The following is a 19,814-nucleotide window of genomic DNA, read 5'->3' as shown; positions in this document are numbered from 1 at the left end:
GATGTCACCATGGGGCTAGAGGGGCTTTTGCGCATGAACAAGTGGTTGAGGGTTGGCATCGCGCTGGTGTCGATGTCGTTGGCGAACGTGACGTCGCCGTCGGCACAGGCGGCGGGGGACGAGCTGGCATTGCTGCGATCCTATATCGGCAATTGGCGGGGCGAAGGCGCGCTGGTGGGGGGCGATGAGCCAGAGCCGTTCCGCTGCCGGCTCGCCATAGCCCAGGGCAATGCCGGCAAGGTCAACTATACTGGCCGTTGCGCGCTGGTGAATGCGACGCTCTCGATCAGCGGCACCATCGCCTACAATGCCGAGGCCAAGCGCTATGAGGCGGCGATGAGCTCCAATGCCGGGTTCACGGGCCTGGCCATCGGCCAGCAGCGGCAGGGCCAGATCAGCTTCGATCTCCAGGAACGGCAGAAGGATCGCGCCGGCAGCGACGTGCGCATCGGCTCGCGCATCCTGCTGGCCGACGGCGATATCACCGTCGATTTCGAGGTGGAGTTCAACAATTCGGGCGAGGTGCTGACCGCATCCGTGCCGTTCAGCCAGTAAGCGACGCGCAGTGGTGCTGGCGGCAGTGGGCTGACCGCCACGGTGCCGTTCAGGCAGTGGGACTTCCTTCCGGGTGGTGCATGCATGGCCGGCGTTCCCTCGGACCTGATCCGAGGGCTCACGCCGCTTGTGCCGTTCTGGGCGGTGGCCCCCGGGTCAAGCCCGAGGGAACGCCGGTGGTTGTTGGGCCTTACAGCTTCACCAGCGTCTTCACATCCACCGGCAGGCCGGTAGCGAAGGACTGGTTTGCGGCGATGCCGGTGAGGATCGACAGCGCCCCGTCGCGGTGATTGGCGCCATAGCCCGGCTTGGGCGTGGCATTGCCGAAGATTTCCTCGAGCATGATCTTGTCGCCGCCGCCATGGCCACCTTCGCCTGCCGGGACGTGGACGACACGCGATTCGCCATGCAGCGGGAAGTGATAGAGGTCGACGCCCTTGGCCGCGCCTTCGGCAGTCGAGGTGGAACCGGCATTGATGTAGGAGGTTTCACGGACCATGAGTTCGAGACGACCGCCCGTGCCGTTGATGGCGACGTTGAAGCCTTCCCAGGGTGCATAGGCATGCAGCGAATAGGTCATGACCGCCTTGTTGCGGTAGCGGACCATGACATTCATCGTGTCCTCGATGGAGATGCCATCGCCGAACACGTTCTGGTCGCGCTGGTAGCCGTCTTCCTTCTCGGCGTCCCAATAGAGGCCCTTCTGGGCGGGGCTCGATGTCAGGTCGATGGCGAAGTGGTCGTCCTTGGCCGCCTCGACGCCGGTGGTGCGGGTATAGGGGGTAAAGACGCCGCGTTCCTCGGCGTTGGCCCGGCCGTAGAACTTGAGGTCACCCATGGCAAAGACCGTGTCGGGCTGGCTGCCGAGCCAGAAATTGACGAGGTCGAAATGGTGGGTCGACTTGTGCACCATCAGGCCGCCGCTATTGCGCTTGTCGCGGTGCCAGCGGCGGAAATAGTCAGCGCCGTGGCGGGTATCGAGCAGCCATTCGAAATGGACCGAGGTGGGGGTACCGATGGCGCCTTCGGCGATCAGCTCGCGCAGGGCCGAATTGTGCGGGGCATAGCGGTAGTTGAAGGTGACCTGCACGGAGCGGCCGGTGCGCTCGACCGCGTCGAGAATGGCCTGGCACTTTTCCGGATCGGTGGTCATCGGCTTTTCGGTGATGACGTCGCAACCGGCTTCGAGGGCGGCGATGATGTATTTGTGGTGGGTGCGGTCGATCGAGGTGACGATGACCTTGTCTGGCCTGGTTTCGGCCAGCATGATGGCGAAATCGGCGGCCTTGTAGGTGGGCACGGGCAGCCCGGCCAGTTCCTCTGATATGATCAGGTTGGTGTAATCCATGCGGACCTGATTGGTGTCGCAGAGGGCCACGAGCCGGGAATGCTCGCGATGCGGACCCAGGATGGCCTCATAGAACATCCGTGCGCGACCCCCGGTCCCCACAATCGCGTAGGTCTTGGCCATTCGTCTTCTCCAGTCTGGATACAGCAACTTGCCCATGGACGGGCGTTGCGCATGCATCTACCATACAAGATTGGAGGAACGCACTACTTCTTTTGACGCCGGACCGGAAACCCCTGTTGGGGCAGCCCTATGCGGAGAGAAATCTGTGGACGGCGGCAATTCAGGGGAAGCGTTCAAACGAGTATCCGGCCCATGGTCGGGGAGGGAATCAGGACAGGTGGCGGCGAGCGTGCTCGAGGCGAGTGAAGAGACCATGGCGATGCGCGTCGTCGGCGCGCTGCGCGACGATATCGTCACCATGGTTCTCAAGCCAGGTGACGTGATCTCCGAGAGCGACATTGCCGGCCGTTACGGCGTGTCGCGGCAGCCCGTGCGCGAGGCCTTCATCCGCCTGGCGCAGCAGGGACTGCTGCTGATCCGGCCGAAGCGGGCCACGGTGGTGAAGAAGATTTCGCCCGAGGGTGTACGGCAATCACGCTTCATTCGCGAGAGCATCGAGGTCGAGATCATCCGCCGCGTGGCGGCCCATCCGGGCCCGGATGCCGCCAGCGTGCTCAAGGAGCTGATCGCCGAGCAGGAAACGGCGTCGGCCGCCGAGGACAGCCGGCGCTTCCACACGCTGGACGAGCTGTTCCACCGCACATTGGCCCGGTTGGCCGGCGTGGAATATGCGTGGCAGCTGATCGACGACCACAAGATGCAGCTCGACCGGGTGCGCTATCTGACGCTGGGCGTATCGTCGTCGCAGGTGGCGATCGGCGAGCACAAGATCATCGCGGCGGCCGTTGCAGCTGGCGATGTGGCCGGCGCGGAAGCCGCGATGCGGGCGCATCTGGCGCGGGCCGAGCTGCTGCTGAGCCAGACGATTGCGGATTTTCCCGACTATTTCGAATAGGCTGGGACGACGAGATTCCCAGCGTCTGCCTCGCCCTGGTTGTGGATCAAGATTGGGGTACTCGAGGCACTGGACTCGCGGACAGATACCCCCACCCGCTCCCTGCGGGGCCACCCTCCCCACAAGGGGGAGGGAGGTCGACTGCGAGATCGGGCGGGCACACAGGAGACATGAGCAATGAAGACACGGCGCTTGGGCAAGACCGGCTATGCGGTCAGCGAGATCGGGCTGGGTTGCTGGCAGTTGGGTGGTGATTTCGGGCCGGTGGGCGACGAGACCGCCAGCGCCATTCTCGATGCGGCAAACGATGCCGGCGTCACCTTCTGGGACACCGCCGATGTCTATGGCGGGGGCCTCAGCGAAAGCCGGATCGGCGCTCATGCCAAGGGGCCGGGCGTGCATGTGGCGACCAAGCTGGGGCGTGGCAATGGCCTGTTCCCCGACAATTATTCCAAGGATGGCATCCGCGAGAGTCTTGTGGGCTCGGCGCAGCGGCTGGGCGTGGCAACGCTTGATCTGGCGCAGATTCACTGCGTGCCCACGGCGGTGCTGCGCGAGGGGACAATCTTCCGCTGGATGGATGAACTCAAGGCCGAGGGGCTGATGCGGCATTGGGGCGCCAGCGTCGAGACCATCGAAGAGGGGATGATGTGTCTCGAGCAGCCGGGCTGCGCGACGCTGCAGATCATCTTCAACCTGTTCCGGCAGGACGCGGCCAAGGAGCTGCTGCCCAAAGCGGCGGCGCAGGATGTCGGCATCATCGTGCGACTGCCGCTGGCCAGCGGACTGCTGACGGGCAAGTATGACAAGGCGACCCGGTTCGATGCTTCCGACCATCGCAACTACAATGCCGATGGCGCCGCCTTTTCGGTGGGCGAGACATTCTCGGGACTGCCGTTCGAGCGCGGCATCGAGCTGGTGGGCGAATTGCGGGGCCTGGCGCCCGAGGCCATGCCGATGAGCCAGTTCGCGCTGCGCTGGATATTGGACCATCCTCAGGTGTCGACTGTCATTGCCGGGGTGAGCAAGCCGGCGCAATTGGCCGACAATGTCGCGGCGACCGAGCAGAAGCCGTTGTTCCCGGCCCTGATGGGGCGGTTGAGAGAGTGGTATGAGGCCGAGGTCAAGCCGGAGATCAGGGGCGGGGTTTAACCGCGCTGCCCCTCGGGCATGTCCCGAGGGTCTATACTTGCGGCTCGTTTGGCGAGTGAAGAGCCCTCGGGTCAAGCCCGAGGGTGACGCGCGGTGGTGTTGATGGGGCGTGAGGCTGCTCGTTCCCAACGCTGTGACGCCCCTAGCGGATCGCTCCCCGCGTCCCTACGTTGTCTTCCAACAACAAGAACCGGTCTTCCGAGTATTCCTATGTCCCATCATGCCGCCTTTGAACTCATCCGTGACGAGCATATCGCGGAGGTGAACAGTCAGGCGCAGCTGTTCCGGCATATCAAGACCGGGGCGGAAGTGCTCAGTCTCGTCAATGACGACGAGAACAAGGTGTTCGGCATCACCTTCAAGACGCCGCCGGAGGATTCGACCGGCATCGCCCATATTCTCGAGCATTCGGTGCTGTGCGGATCGCGCAAATATCCGGTCAAGAAGCCGTTCGTCGAGCTGATCAAGGGAAGCCTCAACACCTTCCTCAACGCCATGACGTTCCCCGATAAAACCGCCTATCCGGTGGCCAGCCAGAACCTCAAGGATTTCTACAACCTGGTCGACGTGTATCTGGACGCGGTGTTCTTTCCGCTGATCACGGAAGACACGTTCCGGCAGGAAGGCTGGCATTACGAGCTCGAGGATAAGGCGAGCCCGCTGGTCTACAAGGGCGTGGTGTTCAATGAGATGAAGGGCGTGTTTTCTTCGCCCGACGCGGTGATGCGCGATATTTCGCAGCGCTCGCTCTATCCTGATGTCACCTATGGCAAGAGTTCGGGCGGCGATCCCAAGGCCATCCCTGATCTGACCTATGCCCAGTTCAAGACGTTCCACCAGACCTATTACCACCCATCCAATACGCGGGCCTTCTTCTCGGGCGATGACGATGCGGGCGAGCGGCTGGCGATCCTGGATGCGTATTTTTCCCAGTTCGAGCGGGCGCCTGTCGATGCCGAGGTGAAGCTGCAGCCGCGGTTCAACGCGCCGCGGCAGATCGTGGCGACCTATGCGGGCACCAAGGACGAGGGCAAGGCGCGCGACGGGATGGTGTCGGTCAACTGGATGATCGATCCGCCAGCGGACCGAACGGAGGCTCTGAGTCACGGCATGCTGAGCTATCTCCTCGCCGGCAATCCGGCGGCGCCCTTGCGCAAGGCGCTGACCGAGAGCGGGCTGGGCGAGGGCATGACCGGCGGCGGCATCGGCAGCGGGTTGCGGCAGCCGATGGCGAGCTTCGGCATGAAGGGGATCGACCCTGCCGATGCCGGTAAGGTCGAGGCGCTGATCCTCAAGACGCTGGCAGAAATCGCCGAGAAAGGCTTTGCGGCCGACCAGCTGGAAGCGGCAGCCAATACGTTCGAGTTCTCGCTGCGCGAGAACAATACCGGGTCCTATCCGCGCGGCATGGTCTACATGTTCAACGCGCTGGGCACCTGGCTGCATGGCGGCGATCCGCTGGCGCAGCTGCATTTCGAGGATGCGCTGGTGGCGCTGAAGGAGAAGGCCGCGAGCGGCCACTTCGCCAGCGAAATCCGCCGACTGTTCCTCGACAACATGCATCGGACCACGGTGACGCTGAGCGCCGATGCGGAACAGGGGGCGCGCGAGGCGGCGCGGGAGGCCGAGATTTTGGCCGGCGTGCGGGCTGGGCTGGATGACAAGGCGCTGGAAGCCGTCGTGGCCGAGACCGACAAACTCAAGGCCTTGCAGGAGCAGGTGGACGATCCGGCGCTGCTGGCCAAAATTCCGACCCTTGGCCTGGCCGACCTGCCGCGGGAAAGCCGAACGGTGCCGATCGAGATCGGCTCGCTGGGCGAGGCGCGGCTGTTCTATCACAACCTGCCGACACTGGGGATCATCTACCTCGATCTCGGCTTTGACCTGCATGTGCTCGACAAGGAGTTGTTGCCCTACCTGCCGCTGTTCGGGCGGGCGCTGCTGCAGACGGGGACGAGCAAGGAAGATTTCGTGTCGCTGACGCAGCGCATCGGCCGCTCGACGGGCGGCATTGCGCAGCATCGGGGCCTGTCGGCGCGGCAGGGGAGCGACGGCAGCGCGGCCTGGTTCTTCCTGTCGGGCAAAGCCGTGCCCGACAAGATCGAGGAAATGCTCGCCATCATGGGCGATGTGCTGCTCGATGCGCGGCTGGATAATCGCGAGCGCTTCAAGCAGATGGCGTTGGAGGAGAAGGCAGGCTTCGAGGCGCGGCTGGTGCCATCAGGCAATGCCATCGTCGATACAAGGCTCAAATCGGGGCTGACGGAGGCAAGCTGGATCGCAGAACAGCTGGGCGGGGTGAGCTATCTCGGCTTCCTGCGCGAGCTGGTCAAGCGGATCGACACCGACTGGGTCAGCGTCGAGGCGGCGCTCAGGCGCATCCGCGACACGCTGTTCAATCGCGGGCGCATGGTGGTCAACGTGACCGCCGATGGGGCGCTGTGGGAGAGGGCCAGGGGCGAGATCGAGGGTTTCCTCGGGCGGTTGCCCAATGCGGACTTCGCCTTTGCCGACTGGGCGATCGATTATGCGCCCAAATCCGAAGGGCTGATCATTCCGGCCCAGGTCAATTATGTGGGCAAGGGCGCCAATCTGCGGGCGCTCGGCTTCGAGCTCACCGGCGCGTCGAGCGTGGTGCTGAAATTCCTCAACACGACCTATCTTTGGGACAAGGTGCGCGTGCAGGGCGGGGCCTATGGCGGGTCGAGCCGGTTCGACCTGACCTCGGGCAATTTCAGCTTCCTCAGCTATCGCGACCCCAACCTGCTCAAGACGATCGATGCCTATGACGGGGCGAGCAAGGCGCTCAATGCCGGCATCGGCGAGAATGACCTGACGCGCTCGATCATCGGGGTGATCGGCGACGTGGACGGCTATGAATTTCCCGATGCCAAGGGCTATTCCTCGATGTGGCGGCAGCTGACCGGCACGACGGATGCCATCCGGCAGCAGCGGCGCGACGAAATCCTCGGCACCACCGTGGCCGATTTCAGGCGCATGGCGGAGGCGGTGGAGGCGGTGGCGCGGCACGGCCATGTGGTGGTGCTGGGCGGCGAGGCGGCGATATCGGCGGCCAATGACAAGCGGCCGGGGCTGCTTGCGGTGACCAAGGTGATGTGAGGGGCTAGAGCCGCTCCAGTATGTCCTGCATCTGCTCGATCTCGCGCCGCTGCGCCGCCGTGATGTCCTCGCACAGGGTGGCAAGTTCGGCGTCACCGAGATCGGCCTCCCGGCACATGAGGATGGCGCCGGAATGATGCGGGATCATGGAGCGGATGAACTGCTCGTCGCCGATTGAAGCCTGCCAGCGGATGGCGGCAAAGGCGCCAAGGAAGGCGAGCAGGAAGACGGCATGCAAAGCCAGGTTGATGGGCCGTGACGGATACATGCGCGGCATGGTCAGGAGCATGAGCGGCCCCATGGGGGCAGCCATCATGATGGCCATATAGGCCATGTTGAAATTGTGATGGAAATCGCCCCAGCCATCGATCATGGCGAACATCACGAAATACATGATGACCAGGCTGACAGCGATATTGACGGCAAAGAGCAGGTAGGGTCTGGCCATGACTTTCATCTCCGGATTGAGGTGAAAGCCGGTTCCAGAGCAGAAGTTCCCCGCTTCAGGCCGTCTTGTCGACCACCGCGCCGGTTTCCGTGGAAGCCTGCAAGGCTTCCTGCATGCGGCGCTTGATTTCGTCCTCGACGGCCTGGCGGGCTTCGGGATCCATCTGCGCCAGGGCTTCCTCGGTCGTCTTCATGTCGGCGAGAATCCTGTCGCGCAGGCGTTCGAGCGGCGACTTTCTGGCGATTTCGAGGAATTCGTCCTCGGCACTCCTGGGCTGGAGCGGGGAGGGGTTGCCGCTCAGCTGGCTGGTGATCGGGACGGAGCGCATATTGGCGGAGATGGAAAAGGACATTGACGCCTCGGCAGGATGGATGCCTGAAATCATTCAAGTTCTATGCCATTGGCGGGCCCTGAATTGCCGGGCTTTCCGGCCTGCTGACAGGCGCTGACACTGCCGGCAGGCAGATTATGCCGGTTCGAACCTGCCGGGTGAACCGGTCTGGGGTCGCGAACGTTAGGGATTGCCATGGCCAGCCAGATCCTCGACCGAGACCTCCATATCCGCGCCATCGACGCTTTCATCGATCCCAATGTGCCGCGGGAAAGGGCGATCATTACCCATGGCCATGCCGACCATGCGCGGAGCGGGCATGGGGCGGTGCTGGCGACGCCGGACACGATTGCCATCATGAAGGTGCGCTATGGCGAGGATTGCGCCGGGCGGTTCGAGCCGCTGGATTTCGGCGTGCCGCTCAAGATCGAAGATGTGACGATCACGCTCTATCCGGCGGGGCATATTCTGGGCTCGGCCCAGGTGTTGGTGGAGCAGGCCGGTCAGCGCGTGGTGGTGACGGGCGACTATAAGCGGCTGCGGGATCGGACGGCGCAGCCCTATGAGCCGGTGGCATGCGATCTGATGGTGACGGAGGCGACATTCGGGTTGCCGGTGTTCCAGCACCCGCATCCCAGTGTCGAAATCGGGCGGTTGCTGAAATCGGTGGCGGACCAGCCGGAGCGGGCGCATCTGATTGGCTGCTATGCCCTGGGCAAGGCGCAAAGGGTGATCGCGCTGCTGCGCGACGCCGGGTGGGACCAGCCGATCTATCTGCATGGCGCCATGCTGCGGCTGTGTGCGCTGTATGAGGAACTGGGCGTGTCGCTGGGCGATCTCAGGCCTGCGCTGGATGTGCCCAAGGCGCAGCTGGCCGGGCAGATCGTCGTCGCGCCGCCCTCGGCGATCCGCGACCGCTGGAGCCGGCGCTTTCCCGATCCGGTCGTGTGCCAGGCCTCGGGCTGGATGAGTGTGAAGCAACGCGCAAGGCAGGCGCTGGTGGAGTTGCCGCTGGTGATTTCGGACCATTGCGACTGGGGCGAATTGCAGCAGACCATCCGCGAGACGGGCGCCGAAACCGTGTGGGTGACGCATGGGCGGGAGGATGCGCTGGTCTACTGGTGCCGGACGCAAGGGCTCCAGGCCGAGCCGCTCAATATCCAGGGTTTTGAGGACGATGGCGGCGAGGGCGCGGGGGAATGAAGCGCTTTGCCCAATTGCTGGAGCTGCTGGCACTGACGCCGTCGCGGACGCGCAAGCTGACGGCACTGACGCAGTATTTCCGAGAGGTGCCGGACCCGGACCGGGGCTATGCGCTGGCGGTGCTGACGGGCGCGCTGACCTTCCGCAATGTGAAGCCGGCGCTGCTCAAGGAGACGGTCTTGCGCGAGGTGGACGAGACGCTGTTCGCCATGAGCTACGACTATGTCGGAGACCTGGGCGAGACGATTGCGCTGATCTGGCCGCATCATGGGGCAGAGGGCGATCTGCCGTCGCTCACCGACCTGATCGAGCTGTTCAATACGACATCAAAATCAGACCTCCCCAAGCTGATCGCGGCCTTGCTGACGCAAGCCGGGATCAATGAGCGCTGGGCGCTGGTGAAGCTGGCGACGGGGGCGCTGCGGATTGGCGTATCCGCACGGCTGGCCAAGACGGCGCTCAGCGAAATGAGCGGGGTGGATGTGCAGGAGATCGAGGAGGTGTGGCACGGCTTGAAGGTGCCCTATCTCGATCTTTTCGCGTGGCTCGACGGCAAGGCGCCGCGGCCCGATATCGATCAGTCGGCGCGGTTCCATCCGCTGATGCTGAGCAATCCAATCGACGAGGAGAAAGACCTGGGCAAGCTCGACCCCAGGGATTTTGCTGCCGAGTGGAAATGGGACGGCATCCGCGTGCAGCTGGTGCTGGGTGGGGGAACGGTGTCGCTGTTTTCGCGCACGGGGGATGATATCGCCCCGGCCTTCCCTGACATTGTCGACAATGTGCATGGGCGGGCGGTGCTGGATGGCGAATTGCTGGTCGGCAAGGACTTCGAGCCGGGGAGCTTCAACGACCTGCAGCAGCGGCTGAACAAGAAGGTGGCGAGCGCCAAACATCTCAAGGAGTCGCCGGCCTTCATCCGGGTCTATGACATGCTGTTCGACGGGCGCGAGGATATCAGGACGCTGGATTGGACCGCGCGACGGGCGCGGCTGGAGGCGTGGTTTGCGGCCAATCCGCAGACGAGGCTCGACTTGTCGGAAGTGCTGCCCTTTGCCGATTGGGACGACCTGGCGCGGCAGCGGCGGCAGGGCGCGGACGAGCATGGTCATGAGGGGGTGATGATCAAACTTCGCACCTCGCCCTATGTGCCGGGGCGGCCCAAGGGTTACTGGTTCAAGTGGAAGCGCGATCCCAATGTGGTCGATGCCGTGCTGATGTATGCGCAGCGCGGACATGGCAAGCGGAGCTCGTTTTACTCGGACTACACGTTCGGCGTGTGGAAGGGGAACGAGATCGTGCCGGTTGGAAAGGCCTATTTCGGCTTCACGGACGAGGAATTAAAGCTGCTCGACAAGTGGATCCGGGCCAATACCTTGCAGGCTTTCGGGCCGGTGCGCGAGGTGCGCAAGGAACTGGTGTTCGAGGTGGCGTTCGACTCGGCGCAGGAGAGTACGCGGCACAAATCCGGGGTGGCGCTGCGGTTTCCGCGGATCAGCCGGATCCGCTGGGACAAGCCGGCGAGCGAGGCGGCGACGCTGGAGGATATGATGGTGTTTGTGGGCAGTACCTAGGGCTTGCAGTCGTCTCCCCCCCCTTGTGCGGAGGGATCAAGGGTGGGGGTCTACGCGCTCGGAGTTTGCGGAACCATACCCCCACCCTGCTCGATCACGGACTTAGCTCACGCGAAGTCCTATCTCGCTTCCCTCCCCACAAGGGGGAGGGTGAACCCGGTGGGCTTGGAGAGTTCAGGATGTCGTCGCGATCCATTAATGAGCGCCTGGTGGCGCTCACCAAGCAGATGCAGGCCGCCGCCGAGGCCATGGACTTCGAAGAGGCGACGCGGCTGCGCAATGAGATCGCGCGGATCAAGGGCGAGGCGCCGGTTGCGCCCGGTGATGCGGATACGGTGACCGTCGGCCAGCCGCCGCCGGGGGCGATGGGGCTGGGGACGCAGGTGCCGGTGCGGCAGCCGCCCAAGGGCTGGGTGAAGCCGAAGAAGCCGGATCTGATGACGAAGAACGTGAAGCCGCGGGGCGGGCGCTAGCTAGGCAGCGCGCACGACCTTGTTGGCAGGGGAAGGGCAAAAAGGGCAGGGGAGCGGCCGGTCCGCGGGCCCAGCGGTCACTACCCCGCCTTCACCAGTCGCTCATCCGCCAGCTTCTTGATCTCCTTCAGCTCGGAAATCGTTGTCTGCAGGTCCTGCAACTGCGCCTCGAGCGACACCAGACGCTCGTCGATCTTGGCCGTCAGGAGCTGGACCTGCTGGCTGCGATTGGCGTCGTAGAGGCTGAGATAGTCGGAGATGTCGCGCAGCGAGAAGCCGAGGCGCTTGCCGCGCAGGATCAGGATCAGCCGGGCGCGGTCGCGGCGGCGGAAGATACGGGTGGCGCCGACGCGCTCGGGCGCCAGCAGGCCCTTGGCTTCGTAGAAGCGAATGGCGCGGGTCGAGATGCCGAACTCCTTGGCGAGATCGGCAATGGCGAAGAGGTCGCGGTTTTCGGGGACGGAACGGTTCACTTTCTGGCTCTCGTCTGCGCGTATTCCTCACGCAGTTCTTTCTTGCTGAGCTTGCCGATGAGGGTCTTGGGGAGCGCGTCCTTGAAGATGATCTGCTTGGGCATTTCGATCTTGTTGAGGCGCTCGGTGAGGAATTTCTTGAGCGCTTCCTCGCCGATCACGTGACCGGCCTTGAGCTTGACGAAGGCGACCGGGGCTTCGCCCCGATATTCGTCGGCCACGCCGATGACATTGGTCTCCTCGACCGCCTCATGGGTCATCAGCGCCTCCTCGATGACGCGTGGATAGACGTTGAAGCCCGAGCAGATGATCAGGTCCTTGATGCGGTCGACGAGGAAGACATAGCCGTCCTCGTCCATGTGGCCGACATCGCCCGTGCGCAGCCAGCCATCCATGAAGGCTTCCCGGCTGGCTTCCTCGTTATTGTGATAGCCGGCCATGACCTGCGGGCCCTTGACCTGCAGCTCGCCATTTTCGCCTGTTCCGACCACCTTGCCGCTGTCGATGTCGACGAAACGGATATCGGTGCCGGGCAGTGGCAGGCCGATGGACATGGGCTTGCTCGGCACGCGCAGGGCAGCGCAGCAGACGACGGGCGAGGCTTCGGTGAGGCCATAGCCTTCGGCGAGGATGGCCTTGGATTTCTTGCCGAAGGCGGCGCGGACTTCGTCGGGCAAGGCGGCGCCGCCGGAAATGGCAACTTCCAGGCTTGCCAGCTGCTCGGTATTGACGCTGTCGGCGCGGGCAATGGCATTGAGCAAGGTGGGCACGGCGGGCAGCACATTGGCGCGGGTGCGGGCAAAGACGTTGAGCAGCGCCTTGAGCTCGAAGCGCGGCAGCATGACCACCTGGGTGCCGTTGCAGAGCGGCACGTTCATGCAGACCGTCATGGCGAAGATATGGAAGAAGGGCAGGACGGCGACCACCTTGGAGGGCGGATAGAACAGCCCGCAGCCCCATTTGTCGATCTGGCTCATATTGGCCGCGATATTGGCATGGGTGAGCAGGGCGCCCTTGGGAATGCCGGTGGTGCCGCCGGTATATTGCTGGACCGCCACGTCCTTGATTGGATCGATGACGACGGCATCGGGGGTTTCGTCGCGCCCGATCATGTCGTTGAAATGGGTGATGCGGTCGGCAATGGGCGAGGCGCCGAGCCGGGCCAGATCCTTGCGCTTGACGACCGAGAACAGGACCTTCTTGACCAGCGGCAGCGCGTCGGGGAAGTGGCAGACCACCAGCGACTTGACGTGGCCGGCCTCAACCAGCTTCTCGGCTTTTTCGTAGATCTGCTGCAGATCGAGCGTGACCATCAGGTCGGCGCCGGCATTGGCGGTGATGTGGCTGAGCTCGTGGACCGTATAGAGCGGGTTGCAGTTGACCACCGTGCCGCCGGCGCGGAGCACGGCGTAATAGGCGATGGGGTAGAAGGGCGTATTGGGCAGCATCAGCGCGACGCGCGAGCCCTTCTTGACCCCGAACTGGTGCTGCAGGGCGCCGGCGAAGGCGATGATCTTTTTGGCCAGGTCACCGAAACTGGTGGTGTGCCCGAGGAAATCGAGGGCGACCGCGGAGGGATTGCGCGCACAGGCGGCGAGGACCTGCTCGTGTACCGGCCGCGTATCGATCGGAACATCCCAAAGGATGCCCTCAGGGTAGCTGGCTATCCAGGGACGAAGCGGGGCGGCGGTTTCAAGCGTGGCCATGATTTCCTCCGGGTGCCGATTTTCGGCTTGTGGGCTCGAGGCCCTTTAGTGTGACGAATATTTCACGGCTTTACGTTAGCGTCAAACAGCTGCCCGAACTTTTGGCGGGTCGCTGCGTTGACGTGCAGGACAGTTGGAGGACTGAACACGACGACGTAAACGGCGCTTGGTTGACGTATACGTAAACCTTGCTAGACTGGTCTCAACAATAAGGGTGCTCCGCGCTATGATCCCGGCGCGGCAGGCCCAACGACCAAGCCTGATGATTCGGCTGATGGTCTGGCGTTCTGGGGATTGAGTTGCTTGGCCCGCGTGGCGCGAGCAACGCCATGGAGGGCATGCCGTGACCTTTGCGCTAATTGCGATCAGCCTCATCGTCTTTGCCGTGCTGGCCATGCGGGAAAGCCCGCTCTGGCATTGGGGCCTGGCGGCGCTGGCGATCGGGCTGCTGTCGGGCCTCGGTTTCCCTGATGATGGCATCAGCTATGGCCTGGGCGCCGGAAGCTGGCTATGGCTGGTGATCGGCGCGGTGCTGCTGGTGCTCAGCGTCGAAGCCATCCGCAAGCCACTGCTGATCACCCCCATCTATGGCGCCGTCAAATCCATATTGCCCAAGGTGAGCCGCACCGAGCAGGAAGCGCTGGATGCCGGCACCGTCGGCTGGGATGCCGAGCTGTTCTCAGGCCGTCCGGACTGGACCAAGCTCAATGCCATCCGCCCGCTGACCCTCACCGCGGAAGAGCAGGCCTTCATCGATGGCCCGACCAACGAGGTCTGCGCCATGATCGACGACTGGGATACGCGCAACAATCGCGCCGACCTCAGCCCCGAGGTCTGGCAGTTCCTCAAGGACAAGGGCTTTTTGGGCATGCTGATCGCCAAGGAGCATGGCGGGCTCGGCTTCGGTGCGCAGGCGCAGTCGATGATCGTTTCCAAGATCGCCAGCCGCTCGGTGGCGGCGGGCATTACCGTCATGGTGCCCAATTCGCTCGGACCGGGCGAATTGCTGGAAAAATACGGCACGCATGAGCAGAAGGAAAAGTATCTCGGCCGCCTCGCCAAGGGGCTGGAAGTGCCATGCTTTGCGCTGACAGGCGTGCATTCGGGTTCCGATGCCGGCGGCATGCGCGATATCGGCATTGTCGGCAAGGGCATGTATCAGGGCAAGGAAGTGCTCGGCGTCCGCCTGAGCTTTGACAAGCGCTACATCACGCTGGCGCCGATCGCCACGCTGGTGGGCCTGGCCTTCATCCTCAAGGATCCGGACAACCTGCTGGGTCGCGGCGAGAATATCGGCATCACGCTGGCGCTGGTGCCGCATGACCATCCGGGCGTCGAGATCGGCCGCCGGCATTTCCCGGCGCGGCAGGCCTTCATGAATGGCCCGGTGCGCGGCAAGGATGTGTTCGTGCCGATGGAGTTCCTGATCGGCGGCATCGATTATGCCGGGCAGGGCTGGCGCATGCTGATGGAATGCCTGTCGACCGGGCGGGCCATTTCGCTGCCGGCGATCGGCACCACATCGATCAAGCAGGCTCTGCGCGTCACCTCGGCCTATGCGCGGGTGCGGCGGCAGTTCGGCATTCCCGTTGGCATCATGGAAGGCGTGGCCGAGCCGCTCGGCGAGATGGTCAAGCGCGCCTATACCTATGAGGCGAGCCGGCGGCTGACGGCGTCGATGGTCGATGAAGGCCAGCGCCCGGCGGTGATTTCGGCGCTGCTCAAATATCGCACCACCGAGGCGATGCGCGACAGCGTCGATGACAGTTTCGACATCCATGGTGGCCGCGCCATCCAGGACGGACCGGGCAATTACCTGTTCGGCGGCTATATGGCGACGCCGGTGGCGATCACCGTCGAGGGTGCCAATATCCTGACGCGCACGCTGATGACCTTTGCCCAGGGCGTGCTGCGGGCGCATCCGTTCCTCTACAAGGAAATCGAGGCGGCGCAGAACAAGGACAAGAAGGTCGGCCTCGACCAGTTCGACGTGGCATTTGGTGGGCATACCAAGTTCATGCTGCGCAATATCGCGGCGAGCTTCCTGCATGGCGTTTCGAACGGCGCCTTCGCCTCGACGCCCAACCACGGGCCGATGGCCGGCTGGTATCGCAAGCTGCATCGCTATTCGCAGGCTTTTGCGCTGACGGCCGACTGGACCACGGTGTTCCTGGGCGGGCAGCTCAAGCGCAAGCAGAAGATTTCCGGCCGCATGGCCGATATCCTGGGCGATCTTTACCTGATGTCGGCGACGCTGCGCCGGTTCGAGGATGAGGGCCGCATTGCCGAGGACAAGCCGCTGGTCGACGCCATCATGGCGGACCGGATTGCCGCCATCGAGCATACGTTTGGCGAAGTCTTCGCCAACTTCCCCAATGCCATCTTCGCCTGGGCGATGCGCGTACTTTGCTTCCCGCTGGGACGGCATGCCAAGCCGGCGAGCGACCGGGTAAACTATCGCTTCGTGCGGGCCGTGCTGCGACCCGGCGCCTTCCGCGACCGGCTGACCACGGGGACCTATGTTTCGATGGACCCGCAGGATGTGACGGGCGTTCTCGAGGATGCGCTGATCAAGGTGACCGAGGCCGAGGAGATCGAGGCCAAGTTCGTCAAGGCGGCGCGCAAGGGTGTGATCGAGCGGCGGCTGGATCGCGATGCAATCGACGATGCGGTGGCAGCCGGTGTGCTCAACAGCAACGAAGCCGGGATCATGCGGGCGGCGGATGAGGCGACCAACCGGGTGGTGCAGGTGGATGACTTCGCGGCCGACGAACTGGCGGCGGAGCGCAAGCACCGGGTGGCGGCGGAATAGGACTTTCACCGGGTCATTCCCGCGAAGGCGGGAATCCCTGTTGGCGATGCAAGAAAAGAAAGCGGAGATTCCCGCCTTCGCGGGAATGACCCGGAGGGTGGTCAGGCAGGTTGAGCTAGCCGCACATCCAAAGAGGAGACAGCATGATCCAGCCGCAGATGCCTGAGACGAAGAACTGGAGTTTCCACCGCGACGTGGAGAATCTGGGCTGGCTCACGATCAATACGCCGGGCGCCCCGGTCAATACGCTGAGCCGGGCGGCGATCATGGAGCTCGAACAGCTTGTCGAGCGGTTCGAGGAACTGGCGCAAACCGGGGAACTGGTCGGGGTCATCCTGCTCAGTGGCAAGGATAGCGGCTTCATCGCTGGGGCCGATGTCAGCGAATTCGACGCGATGAGCGATTTTTCGGTGCTGCCCGAAGCGCTGCGGCGGACGCATGCGCTGTTCGCGCGGATCGAGGCGCTGAAGATTCCGGTCGTGGCCGGCATCCATGGCTTTTGCCTTGGCGGTGGCTTGGAGCTGGCGCTGGCCTGCCACTATCGCGTGGCTGTCAATGACGACAAGACGCGCATTGGTTTCCCGGAAGTGAACCTGGGCATCTTTCCGGGCTTCGGCGGCACAGGACGGTCGATCCGCCAGGCGGGGCCGGTCGACGCGATGCAGATCATGCTGACCGGGCGCATGCTCAAGGCCGGGGCGGCGCGGGGCATGAACCTCGTCGACAAGCTGGTGCGCCATCGCGACATGCTGCGCTGGGAAGCGCGCAAGGCGGTGCTGGGCAAGCGCCGGTCGAGCGAGGCGGGCCTTGCCAAGAAGATCATGGCGATGGGGCCACTGCGTGGCTATGTCGCCAGCAAGATGCGGGAGCAGGCCGGCAAGAAGGCACGGGTGGAGCACTATCCGGCGCCGTTTGCCCTGATCGACCTGTTCGAGAAGCATGGCAATGACTGGAAGGCGATGAGCCGTGGCGAGATCGACGCTTTCGTACCCTTGATGGGGTCTGATACGGCGACCAATCTGCGCCGGGTGTTCTTTGCCTCCGAAGCGCTCAAGAAGCAGGGAACCAAGGGCGCCAAGTTTGCCCGGGTGCATGTGATCGGCGCGGGCGTGATGGGGGGCGATATTGCCGCCTGGTGCGCGCTGCGCGGCATGAGCGTGACGCTGCAGGACCTCGACATGGAACGCATCAAGCCGGCTCTGGATCGCGGCAAGAAGCTGTTCAAGAAGCGGCTCAAGAAGAAGCACGAGATCGATGCGGCGGTGCTGCGCCTCGAGGCTGATCCCACGGGCAAGGGTGTTTCCAGGGCCGATGTGATCATCGAGGCGGTGGTGGAAAAGCTCGAGGTCAAGCAGGCGATCTTTGGCGGGCTGGAAGACAAGCTCAAGCCGGGGGCGATCCTGGCGACCAATACATCATCGATCGAGCTCGAACGCATTGCGGAGAAGCTCAAGGCGCCGGAGCGGCTGATCGGGCTGCATTTCTTCAACCCGGTGGCGCAACTGCCGCTGGTGGAAGTGATCCGTTCGACTTTCAATACCGATGCCGAAATCGGCAAGGGCGCGGCCTTTGCATTGGCCATCGGCAAGTCGCCGGTGGTGGTGAAATCGGCGCCGGGCTTCCTCGTGAACCGGGTGCTGATGCCCTACATGCTGGGCGCGGTGCAGCGGGTAGAGGCCGGCGAGAGCAAGGAATTGCTCGATGCCGCCGCGGTGGCCTTCGGCATGCCGATGGGGCCGATCGAGCTGATGGACACGGTGGGGCTGGATGTCGGCCGGTCGGTGGCGACCGAACTGGGGCATGCCGTGCCCGAGGGGTCGAAGTTCGACACGCTGATCAAGGAGGGCAAGCTCGGTCGCAAGACCGGCGAGGGCTTCTACAAATGGGTGGATGGCAAGGCGCAGAAGGGCGAGGCGCCCAGCCATGCCGATCTTGCCGGGCTTGGGCGTGAACTGGTCAAGCCGCTGGTCGACATGACCGAGGTGGTGGTGGCCGAGGGCGTCGTTGCCAATGACGGACTGGCCGATATCGGGGTGATCATGGGCACGGGCTTCGCGCCGTTCCTGGGTGGTCCGATGAAGGCGCGCAAGGACGGGAAAGCTTGATATGACTGAACTTCGCAAAGTCGCCATCGTCGGTTCGGCGCGCATTCCCTTTGCGCGGGGCAATACCGCCTATGTGGAAGAGACCAACCTCTCCATGCTCGGCACCGTGCTGGGCGGGCTGGCCGACAAATATGGGCTCAAGGGTGAGAAGATCGACGAGGTGATGGCGGGGTCTGTCGTCGGCCATTCGCGCGACTTCAACATCGCCCGCGAGGCGACGCTCGATGCGGGTTTCTCGCCGCGGACGCCGGGGACGACGATGCAGATTGCCTGCGGCACGAGCCTGCAGGCGGCGCTGGCGCTGGCCGCCAAGATTGCCAGCGGCGAAATCGACAGCGGCATTGCCGCTGGGTCCGATACGGTCAGCGACAGCCCGATCGTCTTCGGCAACAAGTTCCAGCACCGGCTGCTCGATGTGAACAAGGCGCGGTCGACCGGCGAGAAGTTCAAGGCGTTCAAGGGGTTTTCGTTTGGCGAGCTGACGCCGGTGGCGCCGTCGGTCAACGAGCCACGCACCGGTATGTCGATGGGCCAGCATTGCGAATTGATGGCGCGCGAATGGGGCATTACCCGCGAGGCGCAGGATGCGCTGGCCGTGGCCAGCCATCGCAACGCCGCCAAGGCCTATGACGAAGGCTTCCACGACGACCTGCTGGTGCAGTGTGCCGGTCTGGTGCGCGACAATAATGTGCGGGCCGATGCCAATATCGAAAAGATGGCGACACTGAAGCCCGCCTTCGACAAGAATTCCGGCCATGGCACGCTGACAGCGGGCAATTCGACGCCACTGACCGATGGCGCCTCGTCAGTGCTGCTGGCGAGCGAGGAATGGGCCAAGGCGCGCGGTCTGCCGGTGCTGGCCTATCTCACCACCGGGCGGGTGGCGGGCAATGACTTTGCCCATGGCGAGGGTCTGCTGATGGCGCCGACCATTGCGGTCAGCGAAATGCTGGCGCGACGGAACCTGGGCTTTGCCGACATCGACTATTTCGAATTGCATGAGGCCTTTGCCGCGCAGGTGCTGTGCACGCTCAAGGCCTGGAACGATGCGGAATACTGCAAAACAGTACTCGGGCGTGACAGCGTGCTGGGGCTGATCGATCCGGACAAGATCAACATCAAGGGGTCGAGCCTGGCCTATGGCCACCCCTTCGCGGCGACCGGCGCGCGCATTCTGGGCCTGACCGCCAAGTTGCTCTCGACGAAGCCAGGGAAACGCGCTTTGCTCAGCGTCTGTACGGCTGGCGGCATGGGTGTCGCTGCCCTGGTGGAAAGCGCCGCATGACCGAGAATGTCGTCAAGTTCCGTCGCCCGGAAAAGAAGCCCGAGCCCAAGCCGCCGCGCAAGCCGGGCTTGCCCGGCTGGGCGCCATGGCTGGGACTGGTCGCGGTCGCGGTCGTCATCTACCTGGCACAGCAGGCCGGATTGCTGGGCGCCTAGCACGCCATTCTCTCAATCGTAACCACAAGGCAAAGCTGTTCTGCCCCAAGGGGGTG

The 19,814-nt window shown here is 63.8% G+C and carries 16 protein-coding genes; 11 read left to right on the top strand and 5 right to left on the bottom strand.

What is annotated here, in order from left to right:
• The first annotated feature begins 33 nt into the window (after positions 1-33).
• A complete protein-coding gene (locus IH615_RS19230; protein WP_291364476.1) occupies positions 34-555 on the top strand; it encodes a heme-binding beta-barrel domain-containing protein in 522 nt (173 codons plus the stop codon).
• Between the two features lie 190 nt (positions 556-745).
• Here IH615_RS19230 and IH615_RS19225 read toward each other — a convergent pair whose 3' ends face one another.
• Complete coding sequence (locus tag IH615_RS19225; RefSeq protein WP_291364474.1) at positions 746-2,026, bottom strand: Gfo/Idh/MocA family oxidoreductase; 1,281 nt, start codon at positions 2,024-2,026, stop codon at positions 746-748.
• Positions 2,027-2,279: 253 nt separating this feature from the next.
• Between IH615_RS19225 and IH615_RS19220 the strand changes: the two genes are divergently transcribed.
• The 3 genes from IH615_RS19220 (at position 2,280) to IH615_RS19210 (ending at position 7,193) form a co-directional block, all read left to right on the top strand.
• Positions 2,280-2,921, top strand: a complete 642-nt coding sequence (locus tag IH615_RS19220) for a GntR family transcriptional regulator (protein WP_291364472.1) — start codon at positions 2,280-2,282, stop codon at positions 2,919-2,921.
• 177 nt (positions 2,922-3,098) lie between these two features.
• Positions 3,099-4,073 carry an aldo/keto reductase gene (locus IH615_RS19215; protein ID WP_291364470.1) on the top strand — a complete coding sequence of 325 codons (975 nt, stop codon included), beginning with the start codon at positions 3,099-3,101 and terminating at the stop codon, positions 4,071-4,073.
• Positions 4,074-4,283: 210 nt separating this feature from the next.
• The gene (locus IH615_RS19210; RefSeq protein WP_291364468.1) at positions 4,284-7,193 is read left to right on the top strand and encodes an insulinase family protein; all 2,910 of its coding nucleotides are present in this window, start codon (positions 4,284-4,286) and stop codon (positions 7,191-7,193) included.
• 4 nt (positions 7,194-7,197) lie between these two features.
• Here the strand turns inward: IH615_RS19210 and IH615_RS19205 are convergent, their stop codons facing one another.
• Both IH615_RS19205 and IH615_RS19200 read right to left on the bottom strand, forming a co-directional pair.
• Positions 7,198-7,641 carry a DUF305 domain-containing protein gene (locus IH615_RS19205; RefSeq protein WP_291364466.1) on the bottom strand — a complete coding sequence of 148 codons (444 nt, stop codon included), beginning with the start codon at positions 7,639-7,641 and terminating at the stop codon, positions 7,198-7,200.
• A gap of 55 nt (positions 7,642-7,696) precedes the next feature.
• Positions 7,697-7,993, bottom strand: a complete 297-nt coding sequence (locus IH615_RS19200) for a hypothetical protein (protein ID WP_291364464.1) — start codon at positions 7,991-7,993, stop codon at positions 7,697-7,699.
• A 174-nt stretch (positions 7,994-8,167) separates the two neighbouring features.
• Between IH615_RS19200 and IH615_RS19195 the strand changes: the two genes are divergently transcribed.
• From IH615_RS19195 to IH615_RS19185, 3 genes are all read left to right on the top strand, one after another.
• Positions 8,168-9,175, top strand: a complete 1,008-nt coding sequence (locus tag IH615_RS19195; RefSeq protein ID WP_291364462.1) for a ligase-associated DNA damage response exonuclease — start codon at positions 8,168-8,170, stop codon at positions 9,173-9,175.
• Positions 9,172-10,749 carry a cisplatin damage response ATP-dependent DNA ligase gene (locus IH615_RS19190; RefSeq protein WP_291364460.1) on the top strand — a complete coding sequence of 526 codons (1,578 nt, stop codon included), beginning with the start codon at positions 9,172-9,174 and terminating at the stop codon, positions 10,747-10,749. The genes IH615_RS19195 and IH615_RS19190 overlap by 4 nt, the downstream gene beginning before the upstream one ends.
• A 179-nt stretch (positions 10,750-10,928) precedes the next feature.
• On the top strand, positions 10,929-11,222 hold the full coding sequence (locus IH615_RS19185; protein WP_291364458.1) for a UvrB/UvrC motif-containing protein: 294 nt from the start codon (positions 10,929-10,931) through the stop codon (positions 11,220-11,222).
• A gap of 80 nt (positions 11,223-11,302) precedes the next feature.
• Here IH615_RS19185 and IH615_RS19180 read toward each other — a convergent pair whose 3' ends face one another.
• Positions 11,303-11,695: a MerR family DNA-binding protein gene (locus IH615_RS19180; protein WP_291364456.1), complete on the bottom strand. Its 393-nt coding sequence runs from the start codon at positions 11,693-11,695 to the stop codon at positions 11,303-11,305.
• The gene (locus tag IH615_RS19175) at positions 11,692-13,401 is read right to left on the bottom strand and encodes a long-chain fatty acid--CoA ligase (RefSeq protein WP_291364454.1); all 1,710 of its coding nucleotides are present in this window, start codon (positions 13,399-13,401) and stop codon (positions 11,692-11,694) included. The genes IH615_RS19180 and IH615_RS19175 overlap by 4 nt, the downstream gene beginning before the upstream one ends.
• A 343-nt stretch (positions 13,402-13,744) precedes the next feature.
• On the opposite strand from IH615_RS19175, the gene IH615_RS19170 reads away from it, so the two are divergent.
• The 4 genes from IH615_RS19170 to IH615_RS19155 all read left to right on the top strand — a co-directional run bounded on the left by IH615_RS19170 (position 13,745) and on the right by IH615_RS19155 (position 19,758).
• Positions 13,745-16,213 (top strand): acyl-CoA dehydrogenase, encoded by a 2,469-nt coding sequence (locus tag IH615_RS19170; protein WP_291364452.1) that lies wholly within the window; start codon positions 13,745-13,747, stop codon positions 16,211-16,213.
• A 143-nt stretch (positions 16,214-16,356) separates the two neighbouring features.
• Entirely contained in the window at positions 16,357-18,318 is a 1,962-nt protein-coding gene (locus IH615_RS19165; protein WP_291364451.1) for a 3-hydroxyacyl-CoA dehydrogenase NAD-binding domain-containing protein, read from the top strand.
• A gap of 1 nt (position 18,319) precedes the next feature.
• The gene (locus tag IH615_RS19160; RefSeq protein ID WP_291364449.1) at positions 18,320-19,603 is read left to right on the top strand and encodes an acetyl-CoA C-acetyltransferase; all 1,284 of its coding nucleotides are present in this window, start codon (positions 18,320-18,322) and stop codon (positions 19,601-19,603) included.
• The gene (locus tag IH615_RS19155) at positions 19,600-19,758 is read left to right on the top strand and encodes a hypothetical protein (protein WP_291364448.1); all 159 of its coding nucleotides are present in this window, start codon (positions 19,600-19,602) and stop codon (positions 19,756-19,758) included. The genes IH615_RS19160 and IH615_RS19155 overlap by 4 nt, the downstream gene beginning before the upstream one ends.
• Positions 19,759-19,814 lie beyond the last annotated feature (56 nt).

This window comes from Devosia sp. (assembly GCF_014860165.1).
GTDB lineage: Bacteria > Pseudomonadota > Alphaproteobacteria > Rhizobiales > Devosiaceae > Devosia.
The sequence above is the reverse complement of the archived record's forward strand: the minus strand, read 5'-3'. Positions and strand labels throughout refer to the sequence as shown.